The sequence below is a fragment of the Mammaliicoccus sp. H-M34 genome, assembly GCF_022386495.1.
Taxonomy (GTDB): Bacteria; Bacillota; Bacilli; order Staphylococcales; family Staphylococcaceae; genus Mammaliicoccus; species Mammaliicoccus fleurettii.
Genome location: NZ_JAJNIK010000006.1, coordinates 29,215 through 50,040, shown reverse-complemented (window position 1 = coordinate 50,040; position 20,826 = coordinate 29,215). Strand labels below are relative to the sequence as shown.

Here is a 20,826-nt window from a genome sequence, read left to right as displayed (position 1 = left end):
TGATTAGAACAGAAATTTGTTTTATAAAAATGTTTCTCTATAACAAAAAAAGCTCTGAACAACCTTTAATAGGGTGTTCAGAGCTTTTTGTTTAATTAGTCTTCTTTTAAAATACGATTCATATGATCTAAACTATCAATAACTTCTTTTGTTGGTTTTTTAGTAAATGAACTTACTACTACTGTAACAACGATGTTCGTAAAGAAACCTGGAATGATTTCATATAGTTCGAATATGCCGCCATGACTCTTCATCATAATCCAGAATAATACAACGATAGAAGAAGTAACCATACCTGCAATAGCACCGTTCTTAGTTAAACCTTTCCAATATAATGACATTAATACAAGTGGACCAAATGCAGCACCAAATCCTGCCCAAGCATTACCTACAAGGTTTAAGATTGTGTCGTTTGGTGTCCATGCAAGTAATATAGCTATAATTGCAACTAATAATACTGCAAATCTACCTATCAAAACAAACTCTTTATCACGGTCTGCTTCAAGACCACGCTTTTTAGTTATGATTCTGTAGAAGTCTTGTGTTAAAGCACTTGATGTTACTAATAATTGTGAAGATATTGTACTCATAATAGCTGCTAAAATAGCTGCTAAGAAGAATCCACCAACTAATGGATGGAACAATACTTGACTCATTAAAATAAATATTGTTTCTGGATTATCGATTGTATGACTTGTTTCATGAATGTAAGCAATACCTGTTAAACCTACTAAACATGCACCAATTAATGAAATAGCCATCCAACCTATACCAAAACGTCTAGCTTTAGGTAATAATTTGTGAGATTTAATTGACATAAATCTTACTATAATATGTGGTTGTCCAAAATAACCAAGTCCCCATGCAATTAGACCAATAATACTAATAGCTGAAGTACCTTTAAATAAATCTAAGTTTGATGGTTTAACTTCTGCCACTGTATTAAAAGTGTCTAAACCATTTAATGTTAATAATGCCGCAATAGGTACCATTACCATTGCTATTAACATAATCACACCTTGGAAGAAGTCTGTAAGTGAAACAGCTAAATATCCTCCAAAGAATGTATATAATACAACTATACCACCCGTTATGATAATACCTAGTCTGTAGTCAACTCCGAAAGCACTTTCGAATAAAGTACCACCAGAAACCATACCTACTGAGGTATACAACGTAAAGAATACTACGATAATAATCCCTGAAATAATTTTTAATACATGTGTATCATCTGCGACACGTTTCTCAAAGAAATCTGGAATTGTAATTGCATTTCCAGTATGTTCAGTATAAACACGTAATTTCGGTGCTACTAATATGTAATTTAACCATGCACCTACTGTTAAACCGATTGCTAACCATGTTGCTGATAATCCAATGTTGTAAACTTCACCTGGAAGTCCCATAATCATCCAACCACTCATATCGGATGCACCAGCGGATAATGCTGTTACGTAAGGACCTATACTACGGCCACCTAGCATGTACTCATCTAAATTGCTTGTTGATTGTTTATAAGCATAATAACCAATTGCTAATAAAACTACAAAGTAGACTATAATCATGAAGTAAGTCTGCCAGCCTGAAGCAACTCCAGAACTAGCGTCAATTTGTCCTAAAATAAACATATTCCCGCTCCTTTATTTTTTATATTTTTTAAAGTTGCACGTTGACCATTATACACAACTGAAATAATAATCAAAGGGTAAAAAGTAACTTTTGTGCATATCCAGTCTACCATGTTTATTAAATTGTGTCACAATTTGTCCACAAATATAAATTATGATAAGTTGCTTAATAGCTTGTACTATAAGCGTTTCCGCAAGATGTGATTTAATATTTTTATAAGTCTAAATTTTAATGAATAAAATTTTAAAAAGAATTTTAATTTTTTAATATTTTTTCCATTTCGCCGAACTTTTTAATGTCTTCAGGAGCTTTCGTAAATAGACTGACTAATATTGTTAATACGAGACTTGATATAAATCCTGGAATAATTTCATAGAATTCAAAAATGCCACCGTGATCTTTCATGTAGATCCAGAAAATAACAACGATTGAACCAGATAAAATACCTGCAATTGCTCCATATTTAGTGAGTCGTTTCCAATATAAAGATAACAAGACGAGTGGGCCAAAAGCTGCACCAAATCCAGCCCATGCATTACCAACTAAATTTAAAATCGTATCATTTGGGTTCCAAGCTATGTACATTGCAACTATTGAAACGATTAATACTGATAAGCGTCCTACAAGAACGAATTCTTTTTCGTGATCTTTATCTTGTAATGTTTTGCCTCTCATTAACATATAAAAATCTTGAGTTAATGCACTTGAAGTTACAAGAAGTTGAGAAGAAATTGTACTCATTATGGCAGCTAAAATTGCTGCTAAGAAGAAACCAGCAATTAATGGATGAAACAAAATCTGGCTCATAACAATGAATATTGTTTCAGGATTATCCACTTTTACATTTGTTTGTTCGACAAAAGCAATGCCAAGAAGTCCTGTAATACATGCTCCGATTAATGAAATTGCCATCCAAGATATTCCAATTTTACGAGCTTTAGGCATAAGTTTATGTGATTTAATAGACATAAAACGTACTATTATATGTGGTTGTCCAAAATATCCTAATCCCCAAGCAAGTAAACTGATAATGCCAACAGTCGTCGTACCTTTAAACCAATCTAAGTTCGTTGGCTTGAGTTGACCGACTTCTGCAAAAGTATCTAGTCCATTTAATTTTAATAAAGCTACTATTGGAACAAGGACTAAAGCAAGTATCATAATGACACCTTGAAAGAAATCAGTTAATGAAACGGCGAGATAACCACCAAATAATGTGTATAGAATAACGATACTCGCAGCTATTAATAGACCTACGTGGTAATCTATACCGAAAGCACTGTTGAATAACACACCACCTGCAACCATTCCTGAATGTGTGTATAAAGTGAAAAATACTATAATAACTAGTCCGGAAATCACTTTTACAATTCTTGTATTATCTGATAAACGCTTTTCAAAATAGTCAGGTAAAGTTATCGCATTATCGGTTAACTCAGTATAAATTCTTAATCGAGATGCAACGAGCATATAATTTAACCAAGCACCGATTGTAAGTCCTATCGCTATCCAAGTTGCAGATAAACCAGTACTATAAACGGAACCAGGTAACCCCATGATCATCCAACCACTCATATCTGAAGCACCTGCTGATAGGGCAGTTACTAATGGCCCTAAGTCTCTACCACCCAACATATATTCATCGAGCGTACTCGTCGAACGTTTGTAAGCATAAAATCCAATTGCTAGTAGAATTGCAAAATAAACAGCAATCATGACATATGTTTCCCAAGTAGTTTCGACCTTAACATTCTTAAATGCATTTCCAAGTATAAACATGAAAAACCACCTCTCACTCATTGACATAAAATTCAGAAAAAATTCTGATAATTTATTATACACAATGTATACGCTTTCATGAAGCTAATTTTCAATAACTTTAGATTTTTATATGAAAATTTGGTAAAATTGTATGATGTTAGATTAACTAAGGAGGCGTCGCACATGACGAAGGTAACATCTGAGCAAGTTGAACATGTTGCTAATTTAGCTAGACTTGAAGTTTCACAAGACGAAGTCAATGAATTCACAAAATCTTTAGAGAAGATCTTAAACTTTGCAGGACAATTAGATGAAGTAGATACTGAAAATGTTGAACCAACATTCCATGTATTGGATTTACAAAATGTTCTAAGAGAAGATAAGAGTGAATTAGGAATTCCTCAAGAACAAGCATTACTTAATGCTAAAGAAAAAGAAGCGGGACAATTTAAAGTTCCAGCTATTATGAATGAGGAGGACTAAGGCATGACAATTCGTTATGAAACAATTGAGCGTTTATCAGAAATGATTAAAAATAAAGAAATTAAGCCATCTGAAATTGTAAGAGATATTTTTGAAGCAATTGAAGCAGATGATATAAATGTCAAAGCATTCTTAGCTTTAAACAAAGAAGAAGCAATTAAAAAGGCTGAAGAACAAGATAAACTACAAGCTGAAGATAAAATGGAAGGTAAGTTGTTTGGTATTCCAATGGGTATCAAAGACAACATTATTACTGAAGGTGTAGAAACTACATGTGCAAGTAAAATGTTAGAAGGCTTTATTCCTATTTATGAATCAACAGTGATGAAACAATTAAATGCTGAAAATGGTATTTTAGTTGGTAAATTAAATATGGATGAATTCGCAATGGGTGGTTCAAATGAGAACTCTTACTTTAAGACAACTGTTAACCCATTTGACCATAAAGCAGTACCTGGTGGATCATCAGGTGGTTCAGCTGCAGCAGTAGCAGCAAGCTTAGTACCATTTGCTTTAGGTTCAGATACAGGTGGCTCAATTCGTCAACCAGCATCTTATTGTGGTGTAGTAGGTATGAAACCTACATACGGTCGAGTATCACGTTTTGGTTTAGTAGCATTTGCATCTTCACTAGATCAAATTGGCCCAATTACACGTAGTGTTAAAGACAACGCATTAATTTTAGAAACTATTTCTGGACATGATGCTCAAGACTCAACAAGTGCACCAATTGAAAATGTGGATTTCACATCTGAAATTGGTAAAGATATTAAAGGATTAAAAATAGCTGTTCCAGAAGAATTTATGGGATCTGGTGTTTCTGAAGATGTTAAGAACTCAGTTAATGAAGCAGTTAAGACACTTGAGTCACTTGGTGCAACTGTAGACCGTGTATCATTACCAAATACGAAATATGGTGTTGCGAGTTACTATATTATTGCCTCTTCTGAAGCTTCAGCTAACTTAGCTCGATTCGATGGTATCCGTTATGGTTATCATTCAAAATCAGCTCATACACTTGAAGAATTATATAAAAAGTCTCGTGGAGAAGGTTTTGGAGATGAAGTTAAACGACGTATTATGTTAGGAACATTTGCATTAAGCTCAGGTTATTACGATGCTTACTACAAAAAAGCTCAAAAAGTACGTACTTTAATAAAACAAGATTTTGAAAAAGTATTTAATGACTATGATGTTATCGTAGGACCAACTGCACCAACAACAGCATTTAACATTGGTGAACAAGTTGATGATCCATTGACAATGTATGCTAATGATATTTTAACAATCCCAGTTAACTTAGCAGGTGTACCTTCTATCTCAATTCCTTGTGGTAAATCAAATGGTCGTCCAATTGGTTTACAAATTGTTGGTAAACCATTCGATGAAAAAACATTATACAAAGTTGCTTATCAATACGAAACTCAATTTAACTTACATGATGACTATAAAACATTACAAGGAGTGTGAATCTGAATGCATTTTGAAACAATAATCGGCTTAGAAGTACACGTCGAACTAAAAACAGAATCAAAAATGTTTTCACCATCACCAGCTCATTTTGGTGCGGAACCTAATACAAATACAAACGTAATTGACTTAGCATATCCAGGTGTCTTACCAGTAGTTAACAAGACTGCTGTGGACTGGGCTATGCGTGCAGCAATGGCATTAAACATGGACATTGCTAAAGAATCTAAATTCGATAGAAAAAACTATTTCTATCCAGATAATCCAAAAGCTTACCAAATTTCTCAATTCGATCAACCAATCGGCGAAAATGGTTGGATTGATATTGAAGTAGACGGAGAAACAAAACGTATCGGTATTACGCGTTTACACATGGAAGAAGATGCGGGTAAACTATCACATAAAGATGGTTACTCATTAGTGGATTTAAACCGTCAAGGTACGCCATTAATTGAAATCGTATCAGAACCAGATATTCGTTCACCTAAGGAAGCTTATGCTTATTTAGAAAAATTACGTGCAATCATCCAATATACAGGCGTCTCTGACTGTAAAATGGAAGAAGGATCTTTACGTTGTGATGCAAACATATCATTACGTCCATATGGTCAAGAAGAGTTCGGTACTAAAGCAGAGCTTAAGAACTTAAACTCATTTAACTATGTACGTAAAGGTTTAGAACATGAAGAAAAACGCCAAGCAGAAGTATTATTAGCAGGCGGAGAAATTTTACAAGAAACACGTCGTTTTAACGAATCAACAGGAGAAACAATTTTAATGCGTATAAAAGAAGGTTCAGATGATTATCGTTACTTCCCAGAACCAGACTTAGTACCATTATATGTTGATGATGAATGGAAAGAACGTGTTCGTAAGACAATTCCTGACTTACCAGACGTACGTAAAGAACGTTACGTAAATGATTTAGGGTTGCCAGCATATGATGCTCATGTATTAACTTTAACTAAAGAAATGTCAGATTTCTTTGAAGAAGCTATTAAACATGGCGCAGATGTTAAATTAACTTCAAACTGGTTAATGGGTGGCGTAAATGAATACTTAAACAAAAATCAAATAGAATTAAACGATACTGCACTTACACCTGAAAACTTAGCAGGAATGATTAAGCTAATAGAAGACGGTACAATGAGTAGTAAAATCGCTAAAAAAGTATTCCCAGAATTAGCACAAAATGGTGGAGACGCTCATCAAATTATGAAAGACAAAGGTCTTGTTCAAATTTCAGACGAAGCGACATTATTAGGATTTGTTACTGAAGCTTTAGATAACAATCCACAATCAGTAGAAGACTTTAAAAATGGTAAAGGTAAAGCAATGGGCTTCTTAGTTGGTCAAATTATGAAAATTTCAAAAGGACAAGCTAACCCACAAGTTGTTAACCAAATACTAAAATCAGAATTAGAAAAAAGATAAATATAAAGATATAAGTTAGAATTGAGAGACTTATATTAATTAACGCTCATTCATTAGCTAAACCTAATGTATGAGCGTTTTTTTGTATTGTGTAAGGTACAAAATTCCGAGAAATGTCCGTAAGAGGGGTGCTAAGGGACAAAATTCCGAGAAATGTCCGTAAGAGGTAGTGTAAGGGACAAAATTCCGAGAAATGTCCGTAAGAGGTGTTGTAAGGGACATAATTCCGAGAAATGTCCGTAAGAGGTGTTGTAAGGGACAAAATTCCGAGAAATGTCCGTAAGAGGTAGTGTAAGGGACATAATTCCGAGAAATGTCCGTAAGAGGTGCTGTAAGGGACAAAATTCTGAGAAATGTCCGTAAGAGTGGTGCTGTTAAGGAGCACAATTCAGAATTCTGCCAGTAAGAACAACCTATTTACGCTCTATTATTTGCTGAAAATAACTTTCTTCATTTATGTTATTGCTTGCATGGTCGTTGAGTTAAAGTACAATGGTAATAAATCATATTGATAATGGAGGACTGACTGCACATGACACAATTAAAAATTGCTAAAAATGAAAATGAAGTTAATTTAGAATTAAGTCAAGCTAATAGACATGGTTTAATTGCTGGTGCTACTGGTACTGGGAAGACAATTACTTTAAAAGTTTTGGCTGAGCAATTCTCAAAAGCTGGTGTTCCTGTTTTTATGTCTGATATTAAAGGGGATATTTCTAGCATAGCTGAATCTGGTTCTATCAATGACAAAATTCAAGAACGACTAGACTTATTAAAGCTTGATGATTATAGCAATAATGCCTATCCTGTAACTTTATTTGATGTTTTTCAAAAAAATGGTGTTCCTGTAAGAACAACTATTACAGAAATGGGTCCTCTTTTAATTGGTAAATTATTAGACTTGAATAATACTCAGCTTGGTGTTTTAGATATTGTATTTAAAGTTGCTGATGAGAGTGGACTATTACTAATTGATATGAAAGACTTTAAAGCACTCTTAAAAGAAATAAATGCTAATAGGGCAGAGTATGCTGAAAAGTACGGAAATATTTCTTCTGCTTCTATAGGTGCGATTCAACGTTCGTTGTTAAGATTAGAATCTGAAGGTGCAGAAACTTTCTTTGGTGAACCAGCGCTAGAGTTAGAAGATTTTATTAAATTTGATGAGTCTGGTAAAGGTATGATTAACGTATTAGACGCATCTGTTTTGTATCAAAAACCAAAATTATATGCAACATTCTTATTGTGGTTATTATCTGAATTATTCGAGAGTCTACCTGAAGTTGGAGATCCTGAAAAGCCTAAAATTGTGTTCTTCTTTGATGAAGCTCATTTATTATTTAATGATAGTTCCAAGGAACTTATTGAAAAAGTTGAACAAGTTGTACGATTAATTCGTTCTAAAGGTGTAGGGATTTATTTTGTAACTCAAAATCCAATTGATATACCTGAATCTGTTCTCGGACAACTTGGTAACAGAGTTCAACATGCATTAAGAAGTTATACACCTAAAGACCAAAAAGCAATTAAAAGTGCAGCACAAACATTCAGACAAAATGAAAATTTTGATACAGCTCAAGTGATTGGAGAACTAAAAACTGGTGAAGCTCTTATTTCATTTTTAAATGAAGAAGGACAACCAAATATAGTTGAACGTGCATTTATCCGTCCACCAGAAAGTAAAATTGGTGTAATTGATGAACATGTTAAAAAAGACCTTATAAATAACTCACCATTGAACGAAACTTATAAAGAAACATTTGATCGAGAAAGTGCTTTTGAAATGCTGCAGAAAAAAATAGAAAAGCAACCAGAAACATCTGAAGAAAGTAAAAGTTCTAAGAAAACTAAAAATACACAAAAAGACTCAGAACCAAAGAAAAAAGAGAAGTCTTCCCAATTCCAAAAAGAAACATCAAAACTACTTTCTACGGTAGGGAGACAAATTGGAAGAGAAATTGTGAGAAATATTTTTGGAACAAAAAGACGCTAATCATTTTTTACTTTCTTATATTTAACATTTGCTTTAATATAAAGATATAAGAAAATACAAGAGGGATCACAATGAAGAAAAAAGCTAGGATCATTTATAACCCAACATCAGGAAGAGAAGTATTTAAAAGGGCATTACCTGATGTGTTAATTAAATTAGAACAAGCTGGATACGAGACAAGTGCACATGCTACCACAAGTGCTGGTGATGCAACAAATGCAGCTAGAGAAGCTTTAAAGTACGATTATGATGTTATCATTGCAGCTGGTGGAGATGGTACATTAAATGAAGTGATTAATGGGATAGCAGAAGCTAAAAAACGTCCTAAATTAGGATTAATTCCTATGGGTACTGTAAACGATTTTGGTAGAGCGCTACTTATACCGAATAGTATTATGGAAGCCGTTGATACGATTATTAAAGGTGATTTAGTTCCAGTTGATGTAGGTAAAATGAATAATCGTTATTTTATAAACATTGCTGGTGGCGGAAAAATCACAGAAGTATCATATGAAGCACCAAGTAAACTTAAAACGATGGTAGGTCCATTAGCCTATTATATTAAAGGTTTAGAGATGCTACCTCAAATTAAAGCAACAGATATTCGCATTGAATATGATGGAAATGTATTTCAAGGTGAAGCAATGATGTTCTTAATTGGCCTAACAAATTCTATCGGAGGATTTGAAAAGCTTGTACCTGATGCAGATATTAATGATGGAAATTTCACATTGCTCATTTTAGAAAAAGTGAACATTGCTGAACTAGGTCATATTATGACGCTTGCTTCAAGAGGAGATCACATCAATCACCCTAAAGTTCATTATTCAAAAGCTAAAACAATAAACGTTTCATCATTTGAACAAATTCAATTAAATGTTGATGGAGAATTTGGTGGCGTATTACCTGCTAATTTCTTGAACTTAAAACAACATATAGAAGTATTCTCTAAACTTGAAAGAGTGAAGAGGGAGCATGGTATTGAAACGGTAGAAAAAGAACGAGAAAGATTACACGAAGAACTAACAGAAGAATAAATACATAGGGACATTATTTTGTCCCTTTTTTCTATGTTTAACGTGAAAGAAGGAGTTATTATGGCAGGTATAGTTAATAAAAACGAAATATACACAGGACAAGTGATCGATTTTACACATGAAGGACATGGTGTTGTTAAATTTGATCGTTATCCTATTTTCGTACCTAATGCAATAAAAGATGAAACGATTGAATTTAAAGTTATTAAAGTAAAAAAGCAATTCGCTATCGGTAAATTAATAACAATTAAAGAAGCATCTGAAAAAAGAATTGAACCACCATGTGAGTATTATAGCGTGTGTGGAGGATGCCAACTTCAACATTTGAGCTATAGGGCGCAATTAGAAATGAAAAAAGAACAAGTTGTAAACTTATTTAAACGTAAATCAAACTTTGAAGATACGGTTATTCATGAAACAATCGGAATGGAAAATCCATGGCAATATCGAAATAAATCACAAATACCAGTGGGTAAGAATGAACAAGGCGAAATTGAGTTGGGTTTCTATAGACAGAGAAGCCATGATATCGTAAATATTGACCATTGTATGATACAAGATGAAAAACATGATCAAATTATGATTAAACTTAAAGCTTTATTAGAGCAAATTAATATAAGCATTTATAATGAGCGAAAACATAAAGGTGAGTTAAGACATATCATATTGAGAAGCGGATATTATACTGGAGAAACAATGGTTATATTTGTAACAAACAGCAAACAATTAAGCCATAAAAACAAAATTATAGAATATATCACGTCAGAATTTGATAATGTTGTAAGTATTAAACATAATATAAACTTAGAAAAATCAAACGTTATAATGGGTAATACGTCACATACATTGTATGGACAAGACACGATTTCTGACAAACTCTCAGAATTTCAGTTTAAAATATCTGATTCTTCTTTCTATCAAATCAATCCAGTACAAACAGAGAAATTATATAACAAAGCTTTAGAATATGCACAATTAGATGGAGAAGAAACAGTTATAGATGCATATTGCGGAATCGGGACAATAGGATCTTATATGTCACCAAAAGCTAAACATGTTTACGGCGTTGAAGTTGTAGAGCAAGCTATAGAAAATGCGAAAGAAAATGCAGAAATCAATCATATAGATAATGCGACATGGGAAGCAGGAAAAGCAGAAGAAGTCATTTTAAAATGGCAAAAAGAGGGTATAAAGCCAGAAGTCGTAATGGTCGATCCACCAAGAAAAGGATGCGATCAAACATTTATTGAAACTTTAATAGAACTTTCACCTAAGAGAATTGTGTATATATCATGTAATCCAGCAACACAAGTAAGAGATGTAGAGATATTAAAAGGAAGCGGTTATCAATTAAAAGAAATCACACCTGTAGATATGTTTCCACATACAACACATGTAGAGACAGTTGCTTTAATAGAAAAAATAACTGATTAAACAGCTAGCCATTATTACTAATATAATGAGAAGAGGCAGAGACAATTAATTTGTTTCTGCCTCTTCTTTTTTGAGCTATTTCATTGTATGAATACGCATACATCTGTATAAATAAATTAAGGAGGGTTGTTTATGAAAAACGTATTAATGAGTGCCATATCGGTCTGTTTTTTATTGTCTGCTTGCGGTAGTGATTCGAGTAAAGATGCTAGTGAGAAGACAGAAGAAACAAATAACCAAACCCAAAATAATGCAACTAAACAACAGGGTGAATCGGATAATCAAAAAGATAGCAAGGAAACTAAAGGTGTTGAAACAGTGGTTGATAACTTAGATACGCCATGGAGTATTGCGAAGACTAGTGATACTTTTTATTTAACTGAGCGTCCTGGCAAGATTGTTAAGATTAAAGGGGATAAGAAGATAGAACAGAAAGTGAACTTAGAAGAAGATGTATCAACTGCTGCTGAGGCTGGTCTATTAGGTTTAGTTCTTGCACCAGATTTTGAGAATTCTAATGAAGCCTACGCGTATTATACGTATGAAAATAATGATGGACAGTTCAATCGCATCGTGAAGTTGAAACTAGACGGCGATACATGGAATGAAGAAGCATTATTGTTAGATGATATTCCAAGTGGTCAATATCATCATGGCGGAAGACTGAAAATTGGACCTGATAATAAGTTATATGCAACAACCGGTGATGCTTCTGATGAACAAAATGCACAAGATAAAAATTCATTAGGTGGAAAAATTTTAAGATTGAACCTTGATGGTAGTAAACCAAGTGATAATGCATTTTCTAATTCTTATGTTTATAGTTATGGTCATAGGAATCCACAAGGCATGGTTTGGACTTCAGATGATAAGATGTATGCGAGTGAACATGGCAATCAAGCGAATGATGAAATAAATGAAATTACAAAAGGACATAATTATGGATGGCCAGTAATTGAAGGTAATGAAGAAAAATCTAATATGGAATCTCCATTATTCACTTCAGGAGCAGATGATACGTGGGCACCATCAGGTCTTGCTTATCATGATGGGATAATTTATTCTGCTGCATTGCGTGGTGAAGGTATCATGAAGTTTGATATAAATAATAATAAAATGAATAAAGTTGCTTCTGATTATGGAAGAATTAGAGATGTTTATATCGTAAATAATGAAATATATTTCATTAGTAATAATTCCGATGGTAGAGGAAACCCTTCAGGTAATGACGATAAATTGTATAAAGTATCTTTAAGTCAATTGAAATAATAAAATGACATAAATTGTGTAATGATTAGTAATAACGGCATTTATATTTTATAATAAGCATGTAAAGATTATTAAGACTTGGTTTCATGGGGGAGTTAGATGCTTAAAATTGACTTAATTAACAACGTTTCTATTTTAAAAAGATTAGCGTTATTACAGTTTGTTCTATTTCTTTCACTAATACTAATTAGTTTTAAAGTTATAGCAAATGTTGTATATGTTTATGATGAGGGGTTTTTAAGGAATATCGTAACCGGGATAATTGGTTTGATTGTACTAGTATTTGTACATGAATTGATTCACGGTATTTGCTTTAAATTATTTAATCCTTCTTCTAAAGTTAAATATGGTTATATGAATGGTATGTTTTATGCGACAATGCCTCATGCTATATTTAATAGAAAGCAGTTTTATATTATTTTGCTAGCACCTTTTGTCATAATAAGTTTAGCTTTACTTGTTTCTTTATTATGGCTACAAGTATCTTCTATCATTTATATCTTTTCTTTTCATGGTGCAGCTTGTATAGGGGATTTCTATATGGCTCAAATTATTTATAGTAATAAACAGATGAAATACGTTGAAGATACTGAAGTAGGAATTAATCTATTTTCAGAGAACAAAGACTTACAATCAACAAGTTAATAGAAATTTTGATATAATATATAGGAATTTGGGCAACCAACTTCCTATTTTTTTGTAGAGGTGTATACAATGGAACGGCGAATAATTCATATCGATATGGATGCTTTCTTTGCTCAAGTGGAAGTGAGGGATAATCCAACATTAAAAGGTAAACCAGTCATTATAGGTGGACGAGCTTCTGGTAGAGGTGTGGTTTCAACAGCTAGTTATGAAGCTAGAAAATTTGGTGTACATTCTGCAATGCCAATGGCTCAAGCACATAAACTATGTCCTGATGGTTACTATGTTCGTCCAAGGTTAAATCATTATAGAGAAGTTTCGAATGAAATCATGGCTATCTTTAAGAGCTATACAGATATCGTTGAGCCATTATCATTAGATGAAGCATATTTAGATGTTACAGATCTCGTTAGAAGAGACTTACCAGCTTCAATGATCGCACAGTATATCCAAAGAGATATTTACGATAAGACGCATCTTACATCATCTGCAGGTGTATCTTATAATAAATTTTTAGCAAAACTCGCCAGTGGGATGAATAAACCGAGTGGAAGAACAGTCATAGATTATGAAAATGCACACGATTTATTGATGTCATTACCTATAGGAGATTTTGCAGGTATTGGAAAAGTAACCGAAGAAAAAATGAAAGAAAAAGGTATTCATACTGGGAAAGACTTATATCAATATAATCAAATGGAAATGATTCAGCTATTTGGAAAAAGAGGCGTCAGTTTTTATAATAAAGTGCGTGGTATTGATCACTCTCATGTTAAGCCTACAAGAATTAGGAAATCAATCGGAAGAGAAACAACCTTTGAAACAGACCAAAATGATGATGAATTCATATTAAACACTATACGTAAGTTAAGTGGAGAAGTTGCTAATAGAGCAGATAGACATGAATTAGCCGGAAGAACAATTACAGTTAAGTTAAAAACACATGACTTTGAAACACTTTCTAAACAAACTAGTAGCAGTACACCAGTATACGATGAAGTGGAAATATATAATATCGCATATGATTTGTATAATTCTCTTAAAGATACCGACATAGCTATCCGCTTAGTTGGCGTATCCATTGGGAATTTAGTTTCTAGAACTTACCGTAATTTAACGATATATGATTTCATATAAACACTTAACTTGATATTTAATTTTATCCTTAGTATTCTAATATAAGTTATGAACGTGTTTCATTTAAAAGAAAAAAGGGTATTATTTAATACTTACAAATAAGAAGGTAGAGATTGATATGAAATTTAAATTTTCAATTATAGCGATTACAGTGTTATTGATTATATTATTTATTAAAAGCTCCATTGATACAGGTACATTTGATGTAATAAAATTACTAGGAATTGTTGCAATTGCAATATTGTTATTCTGGTTAGATAAAAAACTAGAAAGACCTGTTAACAAAGCAAGCTTGAGAAGAGATTTAAAAAAAGAATTTCAACACAAAGAATAATATTGAAAAACAGTGAAGAAATATAACATTTCTTCACTGTTTTTTTATACATATTTTTTATCAGATAATGATTTGCCATATATACTTAGGACTGAATCTAAATCTGGGTAATGTTTTAAGAGTCGGTACGTTATAATCGCACATGCTTTTGCATCATTTAAGGCATGGTGATGTCCTTTAAAATCAATATTATAGTACGACATCATAGGTGCCAAGCCATATCGTGGGTTGTTTATAGTTTTTCTTGCTAATATACATGAACAAAAATAAGTTAAATCAGGAATCTCAATATTAAGTTTAATGAGTGATTTAAACAATACATTCATATCAAATTTAGCATTATGAGCAACGACTGGTAAATCGCCGATAAAGTCCATCATATATGGAAAGACAATATCAAATGTAGGTGAATTAGTTACGTCTGAAGGTTTGATTGTATGAATTTTAATATTCATACTAGAAAAATAATCTTCAGGATTCACTAAAGTATAAAAATTTTCCGTAATTTGATGATCAACTACTTTAACCATCCCTATAGAACATATACTTTCGGGACTACCGTTAGCAGTTTCAAAATCTAGTGCTACGAATGAAGACATTTCATCACTTCCTTTAGAACGTAATTATAATCATATAAGGACATAAAGTAAATAATGATGAATTATAAATATATGGTGTTAAAAGTTGATTGAATGAACGAAAGTAAGTGTGTGCAAGGGACAAAATTCCGAGAAATGTCCGTAAGAGGTGCTGTAAGGGACAAAATTCTGAGAAATGTCCGTAAGAACTAGTATCTAAGGAGCACAATTCGGAATTCTGCCAGTAAGCCCCACAACCAAGCCCCGCAACCAACCCTCACAACCAACTCCACCCTCATTTTCCACACAAAAACCGAGCTAGGACAATTAATTTGTCCTAGCTCGGTTATATAATCCTAAATAATCAATTTTATTCAGAGCCTTCATCAAAGCTACGTGATGCTAGTTCTTTTTCATATATAAATAGTGCGTTGTTGTCTTCTTGAATTCTTTCTAAGTAATCAATATGCGTTTCAAACATTGATTCTTCTTCAACTTGTTCATCTAAGAACCAATTTAAGAATGAAATTGTAGCAAAGTCTTTTTCATCTTTAGCAATTTCAGATAAATTATAGAAACGACGTGTTACATCTTGTTCTTGTGCTAAACCATCTTTAAATGTTTCTAATAAAGAATTGAATTCTGTTTTTGGAGCATCTAGTGATGTGAAGATAGCTTTTTCACCACGATCATTAATATAGTTATATATTTTCATGCCATGGAAACGTTCTTCTTTAGCTTGTTGAATATAGAAGTTTGCAAATCCATCGTAACTCTTGTCTGCACAATAAGCTGCCATTGCCATATATGCATGTGCTGCGTAAAATTCATGATTTAATTGATTGTTTAAAGCATCTAGAATATTTTTTGATAACATAAAATATCTTCCCTTCTATAGTGAAAATCTATTACATCTTTATTATACAATAACAACAATTGGAAACCAACGAATTAACATAGTGAAACTCTTTTTTTAAAGCTTTTGAACGTGGTATAATAATGTGACAGAATAAGGAGGTAACGTATGAAGAAGTATGTTGCGAAAAATGTAGCGAAACTTGCGCGTTATGCAAGTAGAAAAGTAGGTAAACAGGGTACGGATCTTCCGGGACAATTAGCACGTAAAATAGACCCACTTATTTTAAGAAAGTTAGCTAATGATGTAGATGAAATCGTGATGATCAGTGGTACGAACGGAAAGACTACAACTTCTAACTTAATCGGTTATACATTAAAGAAGAATAATATCGATATTATACATAATACTGAAGGTGCCAATATGGCCGCGGGTATTACTTCAAGTTTTATTGTGCAATCTAATAAAAATACTAAAATTGCAATAATTGAAATAGATGAAGGTTCAATTCCAAGAGTGTTAAAAGAAATGACACCTACAATGATGGTTGTAACAAACTTCTTTAGAGATCAAATGGATAGATTTGGTGAGATTGATACGATGGTTGATAATATTGCTAATTCTATTAAAGATAAAGGTATTAAATTGTTACTAAATGCAGATGATCCTTTTGTTAGTAGATTGAAAATAGCTAGTGATGATATTGTTTATTATGGCATGCAAAAGGGCATTCATGACTTTGAGCAAAGTACGATGGTTGAAAGTAAATATTGCCCGAATTGTGGACGCTTATTAAATTATAGTCATGTCCATTACAATCAAATAGGTCATTATACATGTGAATGTGGATTTAACAGAGCAACACCTCAGTATGAAGTAACTTCGTTTAAACAAGAACCTTTTATACATGTTGGTCTAAATGATGCACATTTTGATATGAAAATAGCAGGTGATTTCAATGTGTTTAACGTTATTGCTGCTTATACAGTATTAAGAGAATTAGGACTTAATGATCAATCTATCAAAACTGGGTTTGAATCTTATACATCAGATAATGGTCGTATGCAATATTATAGAAATAACAAAAAAGAAGCATTAATTAACTTAGCTAAAAATCCAGCGGGACTAAATGCTAGTTTATCTGTAGGTGAGCAAGTTGACGGTGAAAAAGTTTATTTAATTAGTTTAAATGATAATGGCGCTGATGGTAGAGATATTTCTTGGATTTATGACGCTGATTTTGAAAAATTATCTAGACAAAATATTAAAGCAATTATTTGCACAGGACAAAGAGCTGAAGAGTTAGCTTTAAGATTAAAATATGCAGAAGTCAATGCAGACGTTATAATTGAAAATTCAATAGAAAAAGCAACTGAACTTTCAATGACTTATTCTCAATTTACAGTTGCGATACCTAACTATACATCATTGGCACCAATGCATAGGACGTTAAATAAATCCTTTAAGGAGGAAGCATAATGTCATCTATAAAGATATTTCATTTTATGCCGGATAAATTAAATTTATATGGAGATATAGGCAATATTATTGCACTTAAACAACGTGCAAAATGGCGCGATATTGAAGTTCAAGTAGTAGATATAACAGATACTGAGAATTTGAGCTTAGATGATTGTGATATCTTCTTTATTGGTGGAGGTAGTGATAGAGAGCAAAGTCTTGCTACAGAACAATTAAAGAAAATTAAATCACAACTTAAAAATGCTATAGAAGACGGTATGCCAACTTTAACGATTTGTGGAGGTTATCAATTTTTAGGTTCAGAATATGTAACACCAGATGGTACAAGATTAGAAGGATTAAATATTCTTGATATATACACAGAATCTAAGAAAGATCGTTTAATTGGCGATATTGTAATTGAATCAGAAACGTTTGGACAAATCGTAGGATTTGAAAACCATGGTGGAAGAACATATCACGAATATCCAACATTAGGTAGAGTAGTTGATGGATTTGGAAATAATGATAATGACAAACGTGAAGGTATTCACTATAAAAATCTATTAGGTACATATTTACATGGGCCGATTTTACCAAAGAACCATGAAATTACAGATTACTTATTAAAACAAGCATGTATTCGTAAAGGACTAGAGTTTAAACCTGAACAATTAGACAATACTGTTGAAGAAGCTGCTAAACAAGCTATCATTAAAAGGTTGTTAAAAGCTAAATAGCTGAAGTCGAACATAATACAAACAACCTCCCAATCGAGATGATTGGGAGGTTGTTTGTAGTTCTAACGATTAAGATTAGTAAACAAATTCATTAGAGTGCATTTTGAATATTATTTAGATATTTTAGAATATCTATCATTCAATATTTTATTGATCATCAATAGCTCATAAATGACATGACTTTTAATTTGATTTTCGTCAAATTCATCAAGGCCTTTTACACTATTTTTAAGTGTTGATGCTGCTTTTTTCTGTTTCATAAATTCATTGGTTGATTCTAGGTGTTCGTACGATTTCAAGAAATTCGAGAGTGCTATACGCTCTTTTTCTGTAAAAATAATATGAGTGTTCTCAGGTAAATAAATTAAATTTAATAAATGTGCATTGAGTAAACGATTTGTATGATATTTCATTTCAACTTTTCTTATATGCGATTTTGATTCTTTCTTTGTTCGATGATAATCATATTCTTCTTTTTGATATTTAATGAGTTGTTCTATTTTTGTAGCTGACTGTTGCAACGTTGTCATATTTTTCATTGAAGTAGCAGATTCATATTCACCAAGTAAAAGTTCTTTAAGTCTGTTTATGTATATCTTCAATATTTTATTATCCATTTCACTATTAATACTTTCAATTTGATAAATATATTTAGGAGGTAAAATTATAAAATTAACGATACCTGCAGTAGCAAGCCCGATAGTGGTAGTTGCTAATCGAGAAACAAAGTTATAAACAAATGCTTCATGAATAACAGGCACCATAGCAACTGCAGTAATAGCAGCCACTAACATACCATCCATTAATTTAAGTTGAAAGCATATTAAAATAGTTACAGTAGCTGCTAATGAATAACTTAAAGGCGATTCACCAAAGAAATATGTACTAATGACAGCAATGAATGCGCCAAGTATAGAAGCGGGGAAACGAACATAAGCTTTCTTTAAAGAAGCTTTAGCTGTAGGTTCTATTGTTACGATAGAAGTAATTACAGCAAATATAGGGTTTAAAGTTAAAGACATACAAATTAATGCAGTTAAAAATGTAGCCAATCCTGTTTTAATAATTCTTGCACCGATAATTCGAGATAACCAATTTTCCTTCATACACAAAACTCCGAAATCATTTTTTTATAGTATAACATGCATTTTCTGATATAATTAAAAACGACAAAAAAATTTTAAAAAGAAAGAACGGGATTTAAATGATAATTCAAAACAATGAAGAACTTGAAGGCCTAAAAGAAATAGGCAAAATATGTGCAATAATTCGTGATGAGTTGAAAGCAGCAACTAAACCCGGCATAACAACTAAAGAAATAGATAACATTGCAAAGGAAAGATTTGAAGAATTAGAAGCTGAATCAGCTCCTATTGCAGAATATGATTTTCCAGGGTATACATGTATAAGTGTAAACGAAGAGGTAGCACATGGTATTCCTGGTAAACGTGTAATAAAAGAAGGTGATTTAGTTAACATCGATGTATCAGCACGTAAGAATGGTTACTATGCTGATACAGGCATCTCATTTGTTGTAGGTGAAGCAGATGATCCTAAGAAACAATTAGTTGTTGATGTAGCTGCCATGGCGTTTGAAGAAGCTATGAAAAAAGTTAAACCTGGTTCTAAGTTATCTCAAATTGGTAGAGCAGTTAATTCTACAGCACGTAAACATGGCTTAAAAGTCATCAAAAACTTAACTGGACATGGTGTAGGTTTATCTTTACATGACTCACCACAACACGTCATGAATTATTTTGACCCATTAGAAAAACAATTACTAAAAGAAGGAATGGTTCTTGCAGTAGAGCCTTTTATATCTTCTAATGCAACAATTGTAAGTGATGGAAAAAATGACTGGGCATTTGAAACGAAAGATAAAAGTTATGTAGCTCAAATTGAGCACACAATTGTCGTTACTAAAGATGGTCCATTATTATTAACTAAACTAGAAGATTAATATTAGAGGCTGGGACAAATTAATTGTCTCAGCCTCTAATTAATATATTGGCAGTAGATGACTGGGGCGACGAAATCTTTTTTATGACATTAGATTTCTGTCATAATCCCTTTTCTAAGACTAAGGACCGATTGTAATTTCGTCCCTAGGTCCATTTTGAAATATTGAATAACATTTTATAATAGAGTTTAATCTGACAGAAGTAGGTGATTCTATGTTTAATGTTGTTTCAAATCAATTAAAACAACTCATTCTTGTTTCTTATTATGAAAGTTTAGATACATGCGCTAAGCATTTAGATGTTAAAATAAAAGCTATGAAGCAATATATAAGTTATTTAGAACAGAAGAAATGTCAATTAAGTAAATTAATTGATAATTATACTTTAGAATTAGACAATAAGTATATGGATAAAATAGAAGACTTTAAAATTACTTGTGCTAAAAAACTTGAAGACTATGATTTACAATTTTTGCAAAAACAAATTAACATGTTAGAAAGTGAATTAGCTAAAATAGAAGAAGCAATTAAATGTACTTTAGACCAAATAGCTAATACGATTGCAGAACGTTCTATGCTTACACAAATGAATTCACTTCTCTAAG

At 32.3% G+C, this 20,826-nt stretch carries 19 protein-coding genes; 14 read left to right on the top strand and 5 right to left on the bottom strand.

All coding sequences use genetic code 11. From position 1 onward, the window contains the following. Positions 1-95: 95 nt before the first annotated feature. Positions 96-1,628, bottom strand: a complete 1,533-nt coding sequence (gene putP, locus LQ608_RS08840; protein WP_275583068.1) for a sodium/proline symporter PutP — start codon at positions 1,626-1,628, stop codon at positions 96-98. A 256-nt stretch (positions 1,629-1,884) separates the two neighbouring features. After that, positions 1,885-3,408, bottom strand: coding sequence for a sodium/proline symporter PutP (putP, locus tag LQ608_RS08835; protein WP_239751363.1), 1,524 nt, complete (start codon positions 3,406-3,408; stop codon positions 1,885-1,887). A 165-nt stretch (positions 3,409-3,573) separates the two neighbouring features. Here putP (LQ608_RS08835) and gatC point away from each other — a divergent pair, with 165 nt between their 5' ends. The 10 genes from gatC (at position 3,574) to LQ608_RS08785 (ending at position 14,626) form a co-directional block, all read left to right on the top strand. Then, positions 3,574-3,873 (top strand): Asp-tRNA(Asn)/Glu-tRNA(Gln) amidotransferase subunit GatC, encoded by a 300-nt coding sequence (gene gatC / locus LQ608_RS08830; protein WP_078358244.1) that lies wholly within the window; start codon positions 3,574-3,576, stop codon positions 3,871-3,873. A 3-nt stretch (positions 3,874-3,876) separates the two neighbouring features. After that, positions 3,877-5,343 (top strand): Asp-tRNA(Asn)/Glu-tRNA(Gln) amidotransferase subunit GatA, encoded by a 1,467-nt coding sequence (gene gatA, locus LQ608_RS08825; RefSeq protein ID WP_239751360.1) that lies wholly within the window; start codon positions 3,877-3,879, stop codon positions 5,341-5,343. Positions 5,344-5,349: 6 nt separating this feature from the next. Beyond that, positions 5,350-6,777 carry an Asp-tRNA(Asn)/Glu-tRNA(Gln) amidotransferase subunit GatB gene (gatB, locus tag LQ608_RS08820; protein WP_078358248.1) on the top strand — a complete coding sequence of 476 codons (1,428 nt, stop codon included), beginning with the start codon at positions 5,350-5,352 and terminating at the stop codon, positions 6,775-6,777. A gap of 532 nt (positions 6,778-7,309) precedes the next feature. Further along, a complete protein-coding gene (locus LQ608_RS08815) occupies positions 7,310-8,770 on the top strand; it encodes a helicase HerA-like domain-containing protein (protein ID WP_239751358.1) in 1,461 nt (486 codons plus the stop codon). 71 nt (positions 8,771-8,841) lie between these two features. Continuing rightward, the gene (locus LQ608_RS08810) at positions 8,842-9,807 is read left to right on the top strand and encodes a diacylglycerol kinase (RefSeq protein ID WP_078358251.1); all 966 of its coding nucleotides are present in this window, start codon (positions 8,842-8,844) and stop codon (positions 9,805-9,807) included. 60 nt (positions 9,808-9,867) lie between these two features. Next, positions 9,868-11,241 (top strand): 23S rRNA (uracil(1939)-C(5))-methyltransferase RlmD, encoded by a 1,374-nt coding sequence (gene rlmD / locus LQ608_RS08805; RefSeq protein WP_239751356.1) that lies wholly within the window; start codon positions 9,868-9,870, stop codon positions 11,239-11,241. Positions 11,242-11,373: 132 nt separating this feature from the next. After that, entirely contained in the window at positions 11,374-12,510 is a 1,137-nt protein-coding gene (locus tag LQ608_RS08800) for a PQQ-dependent sugar dehydrogenase (RefSeq protein ID WP_239751354.1), read from the top strand. A gap of 99 nt (positions 12,511-12,609) precedes the next feature. Then, positions 12,610-13,155, top strand: a complete 546-nt coding sequence (locus LQ608_RS08795) for a DUF3267 domain-containing protein (RefSeq protein WP_239751352.1) — start codon at positions 12,610-12,612, stop codon at positions 13,153-13,155. A gap of 69 nt (positions 13,156-13,224) precedes the next feature. Beyond that, positions 13,225-14,292, top strand: a complete 1,068-nt coding sequence (dinB, locus tag LQ608_RS08790; protein ID WP_239751350.1) for a DNA polymerase IV — start codon at positions 13,225-13,227, stop codon at positions 14,290-14,292. Positions 14,293-14,410: 118 nt separating this feature from the next. Then, positions 14,411-14,626 (top strand): hypothetical protein, encoded by a 216-nt coding sequence (locus LQ608_RS08785; protein ID WP_078358259.1) that lies wholly within the window; start codon positions 14,411-14,413, stop codon positions 14,624-14,626. 44 nt (positions 14,627-14,670) lie between these two features. Here LQ608_RS08785 and LQ608_RS08780 read toward each other — a convergent pair whose 3' ends face one another. Then, a complete protein-coding gene (locus LQ608_RS08780) occupies positions 14,671-15,225 on the bottom strand; it encodes a 3'-5' exonuclease (protein ID WP_239751349.1) in 555 nt (184 codons plus the stop codon). A 349-nt stretch (positions 15,226-15,574) separates the two neighbouring features. Next, the gene (locus tag LQ608_RS08775) at positions 15,575-16,081 is read right to left on the bottom strand and encodes a ferritin (protein ID WP_078358494.1); all 507 of its coding nucleotides are present in this window, start codon (positions 16,079-16,081) and stop codon (positions 15,575-15,577) included. 147 nt (positions 16,082-16,228) lie between these two features. On the opposite strand from LQ608_RS08775, the gene murT reads away from it, so the two are divergent. After that, positions 16,229-17,539 (top strand): lipid II isoglutaminyl synthase subunit MurT, encoded by a 1,311-nt coding sequence (gene murT, locus LQ608_RS08770; protein ID WP_078358495.1) that lies wholly within the window; start codon positions 16,229-16,231, stop codon positions 17,537-17,539. Further along, positions 17,539-18,261: a lipid II isoglutaminyl synthase subunit GatD gene (gene gatD / locus LQ608_RS08765; RefSeq protein ID WP_239751347.1), complete on the top strand. Its 723-nt coding sequence runs from the start codon at positions 17,539-17,541 to the stop codon at positions 18,259-18,261. The genes murT and gatD overlap by 1 nt, the downstream gene beginning before the upstream one ends. 110 nt (positions 18,262-18,371) lie before the next feature. On the opposite strand, the gene LQ608_RS08760 is transcribed toward gatD, so the two are convergent. Next, on the bottom strand, positions 18,372-19,367 hold the full coding sequence (locus LQ608_RS08760) for an FUSC family protein (protein ID WP_239751345.1): 996 nt from the start codon (positions 19,365-19,367) through the stop codon (positions 18,372-18,374). Positions 19,368-19,465: 98 nt separating this feature from the next. On the opposite strand from LQ608_RS08760, the gene map reads away from it, so the two are divergent. Both map and LQ608_RS08750 read left to right on the top strand, forming a co-directional pair. After that, positions 19,466-20,221, top strand: coding sequence for a type I methionyl aminopeptidase (gene map / locus LQ608_RS08755; RefSeq protein ID WP_239751343.1), 756 nt, complete (start codon positions 19,466-19,468; stop codon positions 20,219-20,221). A gap of 214 nt (positions 20,222-20,435) precedes the next feature. Next, positions 20,436-20,825, top strand: coding sequence for a hypothetical protein (locus tag LQ608_RS08750; RefSeq protein ID WP_078358499.1), 390 nt, complete (start codon positions 20,436-20,438; stop codon positions 20,823-20,825). Position 20,826 lies beyond the last annotated feature (1 nt).

Coding starts and splice junctions, on each gene's coding strand:
- map (WP_239751343.1), top strand. CDS start 19,466: ATGATAATTCAAAACAATGAAGAACTTGAAGGCCTAAAAGAAATAGGC.
- LQ608_RS08795 (WP_239751352.1), top strand. CDS start 12,610: ATGCTTAAAATTGACTTAATTAACAACGTTTCTATTTTAAAAAGATTA.
- dinB (WP_239751350.1), top strand. CDS start 13,225: ATGGAACGGCGAATAATTCATATCGATATGGATGCTTTCTTTGCTCAA.
- gatC (WP_078358244.1), top strand. CDS start 3,574: ATGACGAAGGTAACATCTGAGCAAGTTGAACATGTTGCTAATTTAGCT.
- putP (WP_239751363.1), bottom strand. CDS start 3,408: ATGTTTATACTTGGAAATGCATTTAAGAATGTTAAGGTCGAAACTACT.
- LQ608_RS08800 (WP_239751354.1), top strand. CDS start 11,374: ATGAAAAACGTATTAATGAGTGCCATATCGGTCTGTTTTTTATTGTCT.
- gatD (WP_239751347.1), top strand. CDS start 17,539: ATGTCATCTATAAAGATATTTCATTTTATGCCGGATAAATTAAATTTA.
- LQ608_RS08760 (WP_239751345.1), bottom strand. CDS start 19,367: ATGAAGGAAAATTGGTTATCTCGAATTATCGGTGCAAGAATTATTAAA.
- putP (WP_275583068.1), bottom strand. CDS start 1,628: ATGTTTATTTTAGGACAAATTGACGCTAGTTCTGGAGTTGCTTCAGGC.
- gatA (WP_239751360.1), top strand. CDS start 3,877: ATGACAATTCGTTATGAAACAATTGAGCGTTTATCAGAAATGATTAAA.
- gatB (WP_078358248.1), top strand. CDS start 5,350: ATGCATTTTGAAACAATAATCGGCTTAGAAGTACACGTCGAACTAAAA.
- LQ608_RS08815 (WP_239751358.1), top strand. CDS start 7,310: ATGACACAATTAAAAATTGCTAAAAATGAAAATGAAGTTAATTTAGAA.
- LQ608_RS08775 (WP_078358494.1), bottom strand. CDS start 16,081: ATGTTATCAAAAAATATTCTAGATGCTTTAAACAATCAATTAAATCAT.
- rlmD (WP_239751356.1), top strand. CDS start 9,868: ATGGCAGGTATAGTTAATAAAAACGAAATATACACAGGACAAGTGATC.
- murT (WP_078358495.1), top strand. CDS start 16,229: ATGAAGAAGTATGTTGCGAAAAATGTAGCGAAACTTGCGCGTTATGCA.
- LQ608_RS08780 (WP_239751349.1), bottom strand. CDS start 15,225: ATGTCTTCATTCGTAGCACTAGATTTTGAAACTGCTAACGGTAGTCCC.
- LQ608_RS08785 (WP_078358259.1), top strand. CDS start 14,411: ATGAAATTTAAATTTTCAATTATAGCGATTACAGTGTTATTGATTATA.
- LQ608_RS08750 (WP_078358499.1), top strand. CDS start 20,436: ATGTTTAATGTTGTTTCAAATCAATTAAAACAACTCATTCTTGTTTCT.
- LQ608_RS08810 (WP_078358251.1), top strand. CDS start 8,842: ATGAAGAAAAAAGCTAGGATCATTTATAACCCAACATCAGGAAGAGAA.